Below are 16,439 nucleotides of genomic sequence, written 5' to 3' on the forward strand. Positions count from 1 at the left end.
ATGAAATAATTTCAGCCCTTAATTGCCGGTTACCAGCAGCCAAAATAATTTTTTCATATTTGCTATTATCCTTTTATTCCCGAGAGTGCAATACCCTCAACGAAGAATTTCTGTGCCAGCAGGTATATGACAAGAATGGGCAATATACAAATTACAGTGCCTGCCAACAACAAATTATATTGAATGTTGTACTCAAAGCCTCTGAATATGGCCAGCCCAAGGGGCAAGGTAAACATATTCTGTTTATTTGTGACAAGCAGCGGCCACAGGAAGCTGTTCCAGGAGCCAATGAATGAGAAAACACAAAGTGTTATGATTCCCGGCTTTGATAATGGCATAATTATTTTGCAGAATATCCCGAATTTGCTGCTGCCGTCAATAGTAGCGGCTTCATCCAGTTCAGACGGAATGCTCATAAAAAACTGTCTCAGCATGAAAGTTCCATATGCCGTGAAAATAGAAGGCACTATGAGAGCCTGGTATGAGTTCAGCCAGTGGAACACCCTCATGATGACGAAATTAGGTACCATAACTACCGGAAAAGGTATCATCATGGTCGCCAGGTAGGTGAGGAAAATTTTATCCCTGCCTTTATAATGAAGTCTCGAAAATGAATAAGCCGCCAGTGAGCTGGTGGTAATCTGACCGGCAACTGTAAGCACAGTTACAAATACACTGTTAAAGAAGTATTTGCTGAAGCTTGCCTTAACCCAGGCATCTGTGTAATTGGAAAGCTGCACGGGATCCGGTATGAACACCGGCGGGTAAATGAATATCTGCCCTGAGGTTTTTAAAGAAGTTATGACCATCCAAAGAAACGGGAAGCCCAGGAATACGGCGAATATGGTCATAAAAATGTATATCAATGCTTTTCTGGTTATTTGAAGTGCTATATTGTTATCCGACACGTCTGTACCCCTCCTATTCACTCAGTTAATACTCGACCCATTTGTCCTGCATTTTAAACTGGACATACGTGAGTGAAAAAACAATTAAAAACAGGACCCAGGAAAGGGCCGAAGCATTTCCCATCTTAAAGAACTGGAACCCGTTATCGTATATATAACTGACAATGGATTTCGTGGTGTTGTTGGGTGCTCCTCCGGTCATCATGTACACATAGTCGAAAACCTGGAAGGAATTTATAATGGACATAACCAAAACAAAAAAGGTTGTGGGTGTGAGCATGGGTATAGTCACTGAAGTAAATTTGCGTATGGTACCTCCTCCGTCTATTTCGCAGGCTTCGTACAGCTGTCTGGGTATTGCCTGAAGTCCCGCAAGGAACAGAACCATATTATAGCCCGCACTGCTCCATATTCCCACAGTGGCAATGGCAACCATTGCAGTCCTTTCGTCGGCCAGCCAGTTTATGGACGGAACATTGAATATTGACAGGAACTGGTTTATAAGTCCAAAATCCGTATTGAACATCCATGTCCAGACAATCGAGACTGCAATGGAGGAGGTCACTACCGGCAGGAAATATATAAACCTGTATATCATTCTTCCTCTCAGCCGCTGGTTTACCAGAAGTGCAAGGAGCAATGCCAAAATCATCATTCCGGGTATGGCCATGAGACAATACCTGACGGTATTCCATAAAACCTTCCAGAATAAAGGATCTGCAGTAAACAATTCTTTGTAATTGCCTATGCCGATAAATTCAGGAGGACTTATAAGATCCCAGTTGGAAAAACTCAGAACCAGTGAAGCTCCTACAGGTATTAAGGAAAATATGAGGAAGCCGATGAAGTTTGGCGCAATAAATGCAAGTCCCGTGAGCAAATTCCTTCTTTCACGGGAATTATTTGGTTTTTTCAAGTTGCATTACCTCACTTTTTTTATATTATCAAGCTCTTCCAAAACAATTGCTGCAGGCATCAGCTGCTGCAGCAATTGTTTTTTGAGTTATAATGGCTGACTTAAATTATTTTGCTTCGTTGACCTTTGCCTGAAGCTTTGTCTGTACGCTGTCAAGCACTGCCTTTACATCGGCATTTTCTTTTGTCCATATCAAATCAAATTCCGGCCAGATCTTTGATTCTATTTCACTCCAATTTGAAGTCGTATAAGCTCCTCTTGATATCTCTGCGGATTTCAGAGTAACACCCAGATCCACGCCCGGAGTCGTGGAGGACTTCAAATAAGCATCCGACTTGGCAATCTGAGTATTTGCAGGCATACCGACTTTTCCCTCGGCAGCCACCTTCTGCCCTTCCTCGCTTACATTAAACGCCAGGTATTTCCATGCATCTTCCTTGTTCTCCGACTGGTTTACAATAAACCAACCATTGGGGAAGGTATTTACCACACGGCCGCCGTTAGGCGCCTTTGGAGTCAGCGTTATACCATAGTTGATCTTTTTATCATCATAAACTGCCACATTCCAGCTGCCCAAATCAAACATGGCAATATTTCCATTTGCAAAATCAAAGGCATTGCTCTTGTTGGCCGCTGCAGAAGGTGTAACTTTGTCTTTCCATATAAGATCATGCAGGTACTGGAAGGTTTGTACATTTTCAGCAGAATTCAAAACAGAGGTTTTTCTGTCATCCTTTACAAATTCTCCCCCGTTTGCCCAGATGTACGGGAAAATAAAGTTGGGCCATGCACCGAAGGAAAAGCCGTACTGATCGATTTTTCCGTCTCCGTTTGTATCCTTGGTCAGCTGCTTTGCGGTATCCCTTAAAGTATCCCATGTATAGTTTTCATCCGGATACGGAATACCTGCTTTATCAAAGATGTCCTTGTTGTAAAAAAGCACATTTACAAAGGTCATTGTGGGCATGGCATACAATTTTCCGTCAACGGTAAACGGACCATACATGCCCTCCGGCATACAATCCTTTTTAAACTCCGTGTCTTTGCCCATATAATCGGTAAGATCCGCCATGATACCTTTTGCCTGATATGTAGGTGTCAGCATTTCCTGCATGAATGCTATATCCGGAGGCGTACCGCCTGCAATCATAGTCTGCAGCTTTGTCCAATAAGTGTCGTTGGGCAGGGTCTGCAGGTCGATTTTTAAATTGGGATACTTTTGCGAAAATGCATCATTAACCTTTTTCTGCGCATCCCACCTGGCTTGTTCACCCCACATAACAGCCACCAATGTTTTTTCCTCACCGCCGCTTTGTACGGCAGTCGCTTCGGCACCGGTGCTTTGAACCGCCGTACCCGAGGATACCCCTGCGCTACTTTGTTCGGCTGCACTCTTGCCGCCACACCCGGCCAATGTACCTGCAACCAGGATTACAGACAGTAAACCGGACAATAACTTGATGCTTTTTTTCATCTTCATCTTATTTTCCCCCTTGAATTATAATTACTGATGTCTTTTGATAATCTATTAAAGAATACTAATCATGCCGGCCCGGCGCCTTTTAAGCCGACTATGTTTCGTACCCGAAATAGGTTGATATTAACTTTTTCATATTTTTATATTTCAGTTTTGATATTCAGATATTCATGTTTCTTTATTTTTCTTTGGGATCCTTTAGATTTGGCCACGATGATACGATACTTATTATGGTAAACAACCTGAGCTGAAAACATATAAAAGTAAAAATTTTGTTTTATTACATATTTTTTGTTGGTTTTATTAAAAAAAATGCAATTCATACAATGTTTTTGTTTTATTACATTTTTATTGTAGCATTGCCCATAAATATTGTCAATATATTAATGGATTTATTCAAAATTATTGGAATAATCAATTCTCATAACTATGTTTTGTGCATGATCCCCAAACTTATCACCAAATATATTGATGCCTCCCACATTGGCCGCATCCTCTTTGACCCCTATCCTGACGCTGATATAATCACGTGAGTTCAGGGACAGGTCCTCCAGTCTGATGCCGGATAACGGCATTTCATCTATACTTGAGCCTTCAGAATTTATCCTCCAGGTTTTGAGCATACCGTATTGCGTGCTGGCATCGGGCCACCACTGCGGATTAAGCCTTCCTCGTCTTCCACCGAAATCACCCGGACATGTCCAGGTTCCTATTTCAAAATCATTTATCCACAAGGTAATGTCCGAAGGCCAGTTGTTACGGTAGTTTGGAGCTTCGGAGCACAGCTCCAGGGACAACTCCAGCAGGTTGGCTTTACCGTGCTGCAGAATGCTGTTGGGAAACCTGTATTCCACATAGCCTTTATAGAACCAAATCAGCTGGGCATTGATTCTCTCAGGGTTATAAAAGCTTCTGGGATTATCCTCCACATCAATGCATGCCTTTTCGCTCATTATTCCGCATGTAGGGCTGACTTTGCAGTCTATATAGCTGCCGATGGGCATATTTATGTAGAATGAATTGACCACCGCCCCATTGGTTTGCGGTGAAAGCTCAATATTGATCAAATCTATTTTGCGGCTGCATAGCTTCATGGAGCCTCTGACACCGGGCTGCAATTCCGTGAGTATGAGCCCTGCATCCTCCAGGAATTTTACGTTCACCGCAGCAGTGGAAGTGGGTATTCCCAGCTTTTCGGCTATTTCGTTTACATTCAGACTATCTGTATTCAGGAGTTTCAATATTTCTATGCGAATTTCCGATGCCAAAGCCTTTGACACGCTAAATAACCTTTCTGCATCCTCCGTGCTTAAAAATACCTGCTTTGCAATATAATCCGTCATACAATCAAATCTCCTTCTAACAAATTGGCAGTTTATGAATCAAAGAATACATATTATATTATTATATTGTAAATTCGTTCAATAACTTTGTCAATTAGGTCCGGGATTAATTAATGGTTTATTACATATTTATTGTAATAAACCATTGAAGTTGACAAAAAAACTGCAAGCAGTTGTTTTGTATTTACACACAACTGCTTGCAGTCTCCAAATAACTTTTATGTTATTGCTTTATTTTACTGCATTTGATTTTTAATCAGGTTATACAATACCTGCGCCATTTGCGCTCTGTTGGTTGTATCCTTTGGCGAGAGTCTGCCAAGATTTCCGGCTATTATTCCGTTTTCTGCAAACATTGACATGGCAGGCTTTGCCCATTCAGCAATATCATTTGTATCGCTGAATTCATTCAGACCCATTCCTGAATTTCCGGCAGGAACTTCATCTATCAGCTTCAATATGTTGTACAGAAGTGTAAACATTTCCTCCCTGGTAATTTCTTTTTCGGGTGCAAACCTGTTGTTTCCGACTCCTTCGGAAATACCGAGTCTTTTTGCTGCCGCCAGGTAACCCGTATAGAATTTGTTTCCCGCATCTGTAAAGTTATCAGCCGTTTTTTCATCGGCTTTTATCTCATATGCCTTCATTACCATTGTGAGGAATTCCCCTCTGGTCAGCTTTCCTCCGGGACTGAAATTACCGTTGCCGGTACCCGTTGTAATACCTCTTGCGGCTATAAAATCAACCGCCTTGGAATACCATGCTCCATCTTCTACATCCTTAAAGCTGACCTTGTTGTAGCCCACTGCATATTCCATTAAATTGTTTGTCTTAAAGCTTATCATTTTTGTTTCTTTGTTGTATACGCAGTTGCTTACAAGTTCCAGGCCGCCCTGTGAATTTATGCAGTATATGACAACAGCTTCGGTATCCTCTCCCGCTTTTGCAGTATATGGAATAGATACTGTTACATTTCCTGCAAACTCTGATATTGTTTTTCCGCCGCTGGTAACGCTTAAATCCACCACCGGCCTGCCGCCTGCAATCCGCTTTGCCTCATCGGACAGAGTTGTGCTGTCAACACTGGAGGCTGTAATTTTCACATCTCCTGCCGCTGACTGGGAAATTGTTTTAACAGACTCCTTGTCAAAGGTCATGACTGCAATAGGTGTTGAAATAGTAATCGTATCTACTTTGCTGCTTACAACCTTATCAACTGCTTCTTTTGGAAGACTGACCTCCACAGCTTTTGCACCGGAAGGAGCAGATACCTTAATTTCCACATTTGCTGCCGTACCTTTATCCATATTTGCTGCAGCTTCAATTACCTTGTTTATTGCTTCGGTAACTTCTTTTTCTGTAACTGCGGCTGTGGCCTTTCCGTCCTTGTCAGTTTTTGCTGCTGCTGCAATTGTGCTTGTAACAGAGCCGTGACCTGACGCAGCTGCATCGGAGATGGTATTATTTGACGCAGCAGGGGGCGGAGTTGTATTGGTACTGCTGCTACTTCCGCTGCCGCCTCCATTACTGCCGCCACTGCGACTGTCGTCAATATACGGTTGTACCGTAACGACGCATTGTGCTGTACCGCCATCTGCTGTCGCTGCTGTAATTATTGTTGTTCCGGTACGTATTGCGGTAACCTGTACGGTTGTTATTCCATTTTGTGCATCATAGGATGGCGTACCCAATGACACTATGCTGTTTCCGACGCTGAAGCTTATTTCCTTATTTACCGCTTCCTCCGGAACAGCGGTCGCAGTCAGAGTAAAGCTATCACCGGGATAAAGTGTCTTTGAAGGAGTATCAAGTACTACACCGGCCGGGAGTACATTTACAGCACATCTTGCAATTCCGCCGCCGCTTGTAGTTGCGGTAATAATGGCATTACCCACCTTTGCAGCACTTAAATGTACTATTGTTATTCCACCGGGAGTGCTGGACTCTGTTTCTCCTACTATAACGGCATCGCTGTCCGAGCTGAACAGTACAATACTGTCAATAGCCGCAGGAGAAGTTACTGTTGCAGTGATTGTGAATTCCTGACCCCTGTACACTGATTTGGATGTACTATCCAGGGTTATAACATCAGGATTTTCAGGGTTTGTTACCTTAACCAGCCCATTCATGGCTGCAATTAATGCATTTACAACAAAATCTATTTCCTGCTGTGTGGCATAGTCATTAAAATAAACTGAATTGGCATCGGCAAGTAACTTTTCCAGATTGGCGCTTTCCCAGCTTTCAGGTGTATAATCCGCCTGTTTTAACGCATTTACCTGTGACATAGCAGTTACAAGAGAAGCTTTATTTGACCGTTTCTCCAATATGTTCATTGCCGTTTGCAGGTTTTGTATGGCAGCATCAACCTGACGCTGTGTTGAATTATTATCACCCAGTACAGTATTTGCATTCACTAAAACACTGTCTATGTCCGAATCAGTCCAGGACGAAGAAATATAGTCATTCTGGTCTAATTGTGAGGCTATATCATAAAGTGCCTGCAGATCATTTTTAAATGTGTTTACTTTTACTGTGCACAAATCATATTCAGAACCGGCCGAATGGCGAACTATAATAACCGAGGTACCGCCCGAAACAGCCTCCAGCCTGGCAGTATACGTTCCTTGGCCGCCTGGGACGGAATCCCCGCTGACTACAGGAGTTCCTACAGTTACTGCATCTGTATTATATGATTTAAAATCAGCACTGTCTGTCTCTGAATACGGAGCTAAAATAGCCTTCAAGTCCAGAGTATCCCCCTTGTTCAATGTGACTGCATGATTGTCCAGCTTATAAGAGTAATCTCCATAAACCTCAAACTCATAAATAGCCAAGCCATATTTTGTGGCCATTACACCACTAACCCGTATGTAGCGGGCTGTAAGCGGCTTGAATTTTACATCATCCTGCTCATTGCCTTTGTATGTACTTCTATTAATATCAGTAATAGGCATCCATGGACCTGCCGGATCATTGGAATATTCCAAATATACATGCTGAGAATTTACTTCCCAGAAAAGTTTTATTTCATTTACTGATAAAGGTTGACCCAGATCAACGTAGAAAGAACGCTGTGTAACCTCTGCAGTACCTCTGCCCGTGCTGATCCTGGTTCCCATATTCCCGTCGGTAGGCACAGTCGTCTCCAGTGGTGCCTCAATATTAGCACTGCCGCTGTAACTGGAATCCAATGTGACTGTTTTGCCGTAAGCCAGGTTCTGCCTGCCTCCATAATTGGGCAGCGGAGCCGGTACATCAGCTTCTCCGAATACTTCAAATTCATACATGGATATGCCGTACCGGCTATCAACCCTGCTTATGCTTTGCAGTCTTATGTATCTTGCATCAATACTTCCTTCGGGGAAGTTAAGGACTTGAACCCCCGGCTTGTTATTAGCAAAAGTATTTACGTCTGTCCAGGTACCTCCGTCATCTGAGGTTTGGATTTTGAAACTGGTTGAATAAGAACCTTCCCAGGAAATCCGGATTGTTCTCACTTTTGACTTTGCTCCCAGATTAACCTGCCACCATGGGGTAGCAGTCGATGTCGGACCCGACCATCTTGTGGTGTCATTCCCGTCATTTGCATAAGTTGCCATACTGCCCGAATCATTTCCGCTGGTTGATGAAGGTTTGTATAATGCCAGATTTACAGCATAATGTACATTAAGATCTTTAATATCATACCCGTTCTTTTTATTGCTTGAGAGCATTAATATGCGGATATACTTTGCCTGAACATACGGCAGATCAATTACTTCCTTTCCGCCGTTTCCATGCCACTGTAAATACCCGTCGGTCCAATTAACATTATCTGTGGAATATTGAACTATATATTCTTTTGCATAATCAGCGCCCCAGTCAACAGTAACCTTGTCAACAAGAGGATTGGGAGTATCGATATTATAGACAATATACTGGCTTTCATCAGGCTCCGAGCGCCAGGAAGTATCCATGGAATCATCTATTGCATTCAGAGGAGCATATCCCGGTAAAAATGAACTTGCCCCTATATTGCTGGCAGAAAGAGGAACATCGGATAAAGTCTGGGTAATCGATTGTCCCATGTAAATTCCGCTTCCAAGATTATACCTTCCATATAATGTATCCTTATCAGTCTCAGTAATTTTTACGTCAACTATCAAGCCCGGTGTTTCGGGATTTGATACAGTTACCTTTGGTGTTCCGGAACTCTCGTCAATAATTGCCAGACAGGGCTGATTCACTGTTATGGTAGCACCGGTGCGGTATTCAAAACTTCCGGCGGTGTAAAAGATCAATTGTGTCTGGTTTAAGCCTTCATTTCTTACCGCCTGCAATTCTGTTGTATTTGACAAAATCTGAACCGGAATATTGTTTGAATATGCTTCGACTTCGGCTGAATCCTTTCCAGGAACAACAATATACTCATAGGAAGCATTCGCAGGATTAATGCCATGGTTAAAATAAAGTGTGAATGCCTGCTTTGTTTGAGCCGGATGGTCCAGCCAGTTTGATGTCTGATCCATATTTGAAATACTGACTTTGGAATCAGCCGGGAACACATATCCTATCTGATCATTATAAGCCCATTTGGGATTTGTATATGTTACCGGGGCTGTCCCCTTTGGAACCTGAACTCCGTCAACTGATGCATTGTCCTTTGCAATTGCCTGGTTAACGGTAGTATGAACCTCTACAGGGCGGGTTGACGATATTCCTGCCCCTAAAGCCACCATTTCGTCATCAAAATAAAAGTATCCCTTGCGTGCAACAGTATTATCCATATCCTGGGTAAACACCGATGCACCGTACATACCGTCGGACACTCCGCCTACAAAGCTTGAATTTGCATTAAATTTGCATTCCAGCGTGTAAGGCATCTTTTCATTGGGAGCTGTCGTACCCGGATAATGCGACCAGTTAAAGGCCGGAACCAGATCAGTGTACTCATGTCCATTAACAAAAATTGCCGTTGTACCTGCCGCATTCCAATAAATTTCATTTCCTATGGACGACCGGAAAGTGGACCGGTATTCACCGCCATTAATACGGCTTGAACTCATTTTAGTCATAATTCCGTAATTATCGCGCATTTGAGAGGTATAATCGGACCGCCAGAAATGTTTGTTCCCTACCAATCCATTTGTCGCCGACTTGCCTTCTATGTTGTCAACTAACTGCTGGTACTCAGCCCTGCGCTCCGGGTCGGTATCATATTGTGCCATTATAATCATTCCCGGCAAAATATCGGCCGCATAGCTGCTGACTCCTTCAATGGTATTATACCTTCGATATCCAAGGTACAGGAAACCGAACTCTCCCCGGATCATCCACCTGGTACCGTCAAGTATATAAAATTCCAGTTTCTTTAAGGCTTCTTCGGTAAAAGCAAAATTAGTTCCGCTTGTATAACCGACCCACATGGCAACCATGTTAAACTGAGCCATTCCATACCCTTCACTGTACAGCTTGGCGCCATGACAGTAAAAGCTTGAATCTGCCTGAACCGCTTCATTCGATGTTCCTTTTTCATCAACTGCCAGAGTTTCCGCGAGTGTCGAAATTCCTTTTACAATCTCAGGATAATCATTCTGCACCAGCTTCTTATATAAATAATCCTGTGTTCTCCAAACACCATTTGCACCTACTGTATCCAGACGTCCCTGATTGTAGTTAATGCATACATCCAACGCCTGTTTGCTTATGATGCCTTCCATAAATATACCTGTAACACCCATACACATGGCTTGTCCGATTTCATTTTCCCACCAGTTTGTGGATGAAGGCTTGACACTGTCCCAATAAATTAATGCCCTTTCAATGGCGTCCTTTATTACAGGATTTTGATATGCTTCATTACCTTCCTGATTATAGCCCATTGCCATTGCCGTTATACGGTATAAAGCAAGATATGGACTCCATAAAGTACCATTCGCACTATTGGTACGGTCAGCATAATTTACATCAGACCAACTGCCGTTTGGCTGAATGGAATTTGCATACTCCATTGACTTTGATATGTACCCGAAAATGTCAGAACCGCTGACTACACGATAGGAATCACTCGCTAAAAATGTCGCTTTGATCCTATCCTTGACAATTTGAGCACTTTCACTATCCGTCATGTCAGATGCATATACTGACGATATGGACATTGAAGAAATTGTCGTGAGTATTAGCGCTAAAACTAATAAAACAGCTGTCAATTTTTTAAAGTGGACTGCTAATCGCTCTTGTCTTTTTCGTATCTTTGACATATTGTTCCTCCTTATTATTAGTATTTGCTGCAAAATTTTGCATATATTAAGGCTTTAAAGCCTAATATAACAAGCCTATAGATATCCAGGGCTTACTTTAATCCTAAAGAAGTCATAATATCCTCTATGGGGATCTCGGCATAACACATATGAGTATCAGCCGCCCCATAGTATACTTTTACAACATCATTTTCGTATATCACTCCGCAGGTGAATATTACATTTCCAAAAAATCCATTTATCTCGTAGTCTTCTACCGGTTCCATGATAGGCTTCTCACTTCTTGCAATCACTTTCCAGGGTTGTTCCGGGTCCAGAAGCATAGCCCCCAGACAATACTTATCGTCTTTTGTAGCTCCGTGATATATCTCAAGCCAGCCTTCCTTCACCCTGAAAGGAACAGCACTTCCGCCAATTCTTCCATTATCCCAATAACCCTCGCGTGCACCTGCCAGGTGTCTGTGGTTTCCCCATGAAATCAAATCGGGAGACTCGGATATCCATATATCCATCTTCCCGAAATGTGACATGGACGGCCTGTTCAGGGCATAATACCTGCCATTTATCTTTTCCGGAAAAATCTCAACATCTTTATTGTCAGGATGAAATATGACACCATGCCGTTGGAACTTGATAAAATCCTTTGTGGATGCAAGATAGGAAGTTATCCCCAAATCGGATATGGCACTGTAACTAATATAAAATGTGTTGTCAATAAAGGTTATCCTGGCATCCTCAATGCCATAAACCTCATATATGTTTGCAGGTGAAATAGAAGGCGTTTCTTCAATTTCAAAATGAATTCCATCCCTGCTGCGCGCCACTCTCAAATGGGATATGGAGGTAATATAATTAGTCGAAGGAGTCCTGATCCACCGCGAATCCGAAAAATCGCAGCCCGGTTCATCCGTATTAAAGCTCTTTTTAATAATTGCAGCCTTCTCAACGTCATAAACCGGAGCAATATGAATATCTGAATTTTGATTGATGGGCCTTTCTGCTACCCTCAATAATAAAATCACTTCATCTCCCAATTTTGCAACTCCTGCATTAAATACACATATAACTTCAAAATCCGGTCTTGAAGGTTTAACATCCTGAGGTCTGATTATTGGATTATGTATATGTCTTTGAACCATTGTGTCCTCCAAATAAAATAGAATATATAATTTATTCTAATTCTATTAAGACAACACACTAAATTACACTGTTGAATTTAAATATTCCTCAAAATTCTATTTATTTTGTTACTTCATATTTTAAAGCTATACATTTTTTTTAAATATTTCTCCTAATTCTGTTCTTTCTTTCTGAATTGAGTGGGCGTAAGACCATTGAATTTCTTAAAAAAAGTATAAAAATGGTTCTCAGAATTCATTCCAATCATTTCACTTATGGCTGCAACTGTCAGATTGGAATTTACAAGCAGCTCCAAAGCTTTTTCGTACCTGTATTTACTTATATAGTCTGTCAGGGATATTCCCAATGCTTCTTTGAATATAGCCCTTAAATAATTAACCGACAGTCCTACCCGTTCGGCAATGCTTTCAATATTTAATCCGGGATCATTATATTCGTTATGAATTATAGTAAAAACCATATTAATATATTCTCTTTTTGTATCTTTAGGATTATCTTCTATGTATTCTATTTCATTCTTGTATATATAAAGCAGCCATTCCTTAATTTCCTCCAATGTATCAAATCTCTCCACCTGATCTCTCAAAACTTTGAAGGAATATGCATTTCCGGAATTGTTGCAATGATTCATTAAATTTATTGTAGCAATTGAATCGTGTATAATCTGGGAAAGTATAACCATAATATCATCATATTCCATCTGGGCCAGTCTTCCGAAGAACTTATCGACCTGCTTTTCCACAAGATCATATTTGCGCAGCTTCAGATTATTTAATACAGGCATAAAAATATCCTGTGAATAATGATATTTGGCAACTTCTTTCAGGTTCAGTATTTCCTGTGTAATTACAGACCTTTTGCCGTATATCAATCTGTAGTTTGAATTTAAAACAGCATTATTATATGATTTATTAATATTTTTTATATGCTTCTGTAATGGGCCTATACTGCCGCTTAGAGAAAAATTCAAATATTTCTGTACCGCATCCTGAATCTGTTTTATGACCGTTTTCAAATCAGCTTCGATTGTGCTATCAGGTTCTCCCTTGGTTTTTACAATTACGGCAATGGTATCTTCACCCATATCCACAGTTTCATTTGAATAAAATTGTTCTGTCAATTCCTGCGCAATATTCCCTATGGCAAACCTGTAAAGGGATAAATCCTCCACTGAATAATTAAATATTTCTTCATTATAATAGTTATCAATCTTTAAAACATAAACAACAACATTTTGAAAATCAAATTCCAAATTATTAAACCTGCCTTCAAGGTCTGCCCGGTGAATATACCCGCCTAGCAGAAGCTCCTTAAGCAATTCATTCCGGATCAGCCTGGAATCATCCAGGGATTGATACTTTGCCTTTAACAACTCGTCTTTCATATTCAGTATAAAATCCGAAACATACTCCAATTCATGCTTTTCAGAACCTTTAATTGCAATAGTACCCGTTGATATATCATTTGCCTTGTTAACAAGCTTGCGAATAGGCAAATAGAATTTTCTGGATATGAAATATGATATTATAGCTCCTATAGTGAATAGAATTATGCAAAAAATTATAATCAGATTGCGCATGTTATAAGCTTTTGCAACTAACTTTCCATAAGGGGTTACCTGTATTATTTTCCATTTTAATTTACTTGATGAAATAAAGGTTACAAGTGATTTCTCACCGTTTACCTCCCCTGTAAACTGCCCGGAATTGTCTTTTGATGCAACTATGGATTTTATATATTCCTCCGAGGATAAATCTTTAAGGAACATATCCGGGTCATAATCGGAAATAACCCTTCCTTTTTCATCCACCAGCATGGTGACATCATCTGAAAATGGTATCAGCGATTTAAGGATATTCCGGATATAGCCTTCCTTGACATTTATTATCAAGGCACCCTCCAGATTTCCGTTTTTATCCGGTGCTTCGCTTGAAATCAAAGTAAGCAGGTTATCGTTAATTTCAACACCGTTTATATTATATTTTACTTTTCGAGGAATAAAATGAAGTGTTTTCATTTCATTTTCATTTTTTAAAAGCTTTAATATATCCTTATCATAAAATTCTACTGTGGAAGAAGTGCTTCCCTTGGTAGAAAAGACCTTTTGCATATTTCCGTTATACAAATAAACAGATTCTAAAAACATACTGTTGGATATGGCTTTTGTTATTTTGATGCTGGCATTTATTGCTTCAGTGGGAGAAACATCTCTGCTGTAAATACTATTATATACATCTGCGTCTCCGTACAAATCATAAAGATGGTTACTGGACAGGTCCCAGACAAAATCCACAGCTAATGCTGTTTGAGTAAGGATCTGCTTTGATGAGTCACTTGCCTGCCGTATGGTTTGTTTTTCATAGTTATCATAAAATACCAAAGAACAGGTTAAAAGTATTATAGATAACAGAATAATCAAAGAATAAAATAGTTTGGTAAATGAACTCCTCATTTTAAACACTTTCAACATATATTCACCCTATTCTACATTATTAGAGTTAATCTCATAAAGTCAATTACGGTTAAACTATCGGCTTTCAGCAATAGTAATTGACTTTTTTATCATAGCAAGATTATGTTAACAATGCCAGATGTTTTTTCACTTATACGGCAGCATAAATTAAAATATTTATTTGCATAAAGTGGACTAAATGTTTGTGCATATTACAAATACAAAAGTCCAAAAGTAAAGTCCAGAACATTGGACTTACTTTTGGAATCTTGTAAATAAAATGGAATTTTACAAATAAAAGCTGGGATGTCTACTTATAAAAATCTTTAATTCTTGGAAGCCAAAAATTCATCAACTTGCTTTTTAGCCTCTTCTACTATTTTCAGATATCCTGCATCCTCCAGTTTCTTCTGAACCTTCGGGAGTTCGGAAATATCCAATGACCCATTTAAAATTGGCAGCATTGTTGCAGGCCAAATAGCGGATACCTTTGCAATTTCATTTTTAATAGGATCAAGATTTGGAGTAAAGCCCATCAGCTTTGAGGCAATAAGCTGATTTGGATCTCTCAGCTTTTTGTAATAGAACTTATCATCTTCGGATGAAGTGGCCAAAGTTCTTTCAAAGTTCGGATTCCACATTAGATCGTATCCGGGGAAGTTGTAATTTTTCGAGGCATCTATTCCCTTTGGCAGGTCATATGTCTTATCACCAGTATCCACCCAGTTTACGTCCTTGATTCCGTATCTCAATATATCGTAATTTGCCTGATCCTGATACATCCAATTCAAGAATTTAATTGCCCTGTCTGGATCTTTTGCATTGGCATTTACACAGATAAAGTTCCATTGTGCAAAGTTTGTTACATGTTTTGTATCTTTTCCTTCAAAGTTTACAAACTCAACTTTTGCACCCGGTATTATTGCATCCAATTGATTTGATATGGTACCTACAATATAATCCCCTTTTATGGAGGCTACCTTGCCCGACTTAAATGCTCCCATTTCATCCTTTTGAGTCATTTGATCCTTTTCTATCAATCCTGATGTATACCATCTTCTTACCATCTTTATCCAATCCAATACATGTGGATTCTCATATATGGGTACTATATCTTCAACTTTATCACCTGTTGCGAATATATCCACTTCGGAGTTGTTTCCGCCGAATAAGGTAACATCATATCCTGCATCGTAAAAACCGTTGCTGCCGATACAGTAGTTTCCGAGCCAGGTTAAAGGAATCATGCTCTTTTCATTTTCTTTTACTTTTGTCAAATACTGTTCATATTGATCAATAGTCTCAATCGGGGCCATCCCGTATTTTTCCCTAAGATCTCCACGGATCCATATACCATGCTGGCTGGATAATACATCCCCTAAAGGAATACCCATTATCTTGCCGTTTTGACGGTTGGCATCAATCATTTGTTTTGGGAATGCCTTTATTAAATCCGGGCCTGATTTCTCTAACAATGGTTCCAGGTCCAGATATGCTCCCTTTGAAATCATCTGTGACAAATGCATCCACGGTGCATCAAATATGAGGTCGGTCTGATCTCCTGCTGCAATCATAACCTGCGCTTTGTTCGGATAATCGGTCCAGGATGCAAAGGTAATGCCTAACGTTACATTAAGTGCCTCTTCCAGCTTCTTATTAGTTTCAGCTAATACTTCATCCAGTTGAAGAGGAGTATCTCCGGGCAATAAAGCTGAAAGTGAATACGGTGTCAGGTTTTCGGAACCGGATGTTGTATCGCCTGAGCTAACAGCGGCAGTGCCGGTTGCAGAACTTGTTGATGTTGATGTGTCTGAATTTGAACCGCAGGCAGTGAACACTGATGCTAACATACCAACTGCAACCACCAGACAAATTAACTTTTTGGTCATTTAAAATTCCCCCTTGATTTTTTTATATGCTAACCGGATTTCCGGAAATAGCCACCTAGTGGTCTGTAACAC

8 protein-coding genes are annotated in these 16,439 nt (G+C 40.5%); all 8 read right to left on the bottom strand.

Annotated features, from left to right (window positions below; genetic code table 11):
• Positions 1-65 precede the first annotated feature (65 nt).
• Entirely contained in the window at positions 66-908 is an 843-nt protein-coding gene (locus T344_RS0121610; RefSeq protein ID WP_051572135.1) for a carbohydrate ABC transporter permease, read from the bottom strand.
• A gap of 25 nt (positions 909-933) precedes the next feature.
• Positions 934-1,824: a carbohydrate ABC transporter permease gene (locus tag T344_RS0121615; RefSeq protein ID WP_051572137.1), complete on the bottom strand. Its 891-nt coding sequence runs from the start codon at positions 1,822-1,824 to the stop codon at positions 934-936.
• 106 nt (positions 1,825-1,930) lie between these two features.
• A complete protein-coding gene (locus T344_RS0121620) occupies positions 1,931-3,304 on the bottom strand; it encodes an ABC transporter substrate-binding protein (RefSeq protein ID WP_027630433.1) in 1,374 nt (457 codons plus the stop codon).
• Between the two features lie 389 nt (positions 3,305-3,693).
• Positions 3,694-4,644 carry an ArsR/SmtB family transcription factor gene (locus tag T344_RS0121625; RefSeq protein ID WP_034862612.1) on the bottom strand — a complete coding sequence of 317 codons (951 nt, stop codon included), beginning with the start codon at positions 4,642-4,644 and terminating at the stop codon, positions 3,694-3,696.
• Positions 4,645-4,880: 236 nt separating this feature from the next.
• Entirely contained in the window at positions 4,881-10,886 is a 6,006-nt protein-coding gene (locus T344_RS30040) for a polysaccharide lyase family 8 super-sandwich domain-containing protein (protein ID WP_084331305.1), read from the bottom strand.
• Between the two features lie 92 nt (positions 10,887-10,978).
• Complete coding sequence (locus T344_RS0121635; RefSeq protein ID WP_027630435.1) at positions 10,979-12,025, bottom strand: glycoside hydrolase family 130 protein; 1,047 nt, start codon at positions 12,023-12,025, stop codon at positions 10,979-10,981.
• 152 nt (positions 12,026-12,177) lie between these two features.
• Positions 12,178-14,496: an AraC family transcriptional regulator gene (locus T344_RS0121640; protein WP_027630436.1), complete on the bottom strand. Its 2,319-nt coding sequence runs from the start codon at positions 14,494-14,496 to the stop codon at positions 12,178-12,180.
• A gap of 308 nt (positions 14,497-14,804) precedes the next feature.
• Positions 14,805-16,367, bottom strand: a complete 1,563-nt coding sequence (locus T344_RS0121645) for an extracellular solute-binding protein (protein ID WP_027630437.1) — start codon at positions 16,365-16,367, stop codon at positions 14,805-14,807.
• Positions 16,368-16,439 lie beyond the last annotated feature (72 nt).

The sequence above is a fragment of the Ruminiclostridium cellobioparum DSM 1351 = ATCC 15832 genome, assembly GCF_000621505.1.
Classification (GTDB): domain Bacteria; phylum Bacillota; class Clostridia; order Acetivibrionales; family DSM-1351; genus Ruminiclostridium; species Ruminiclostridium cellobioparum.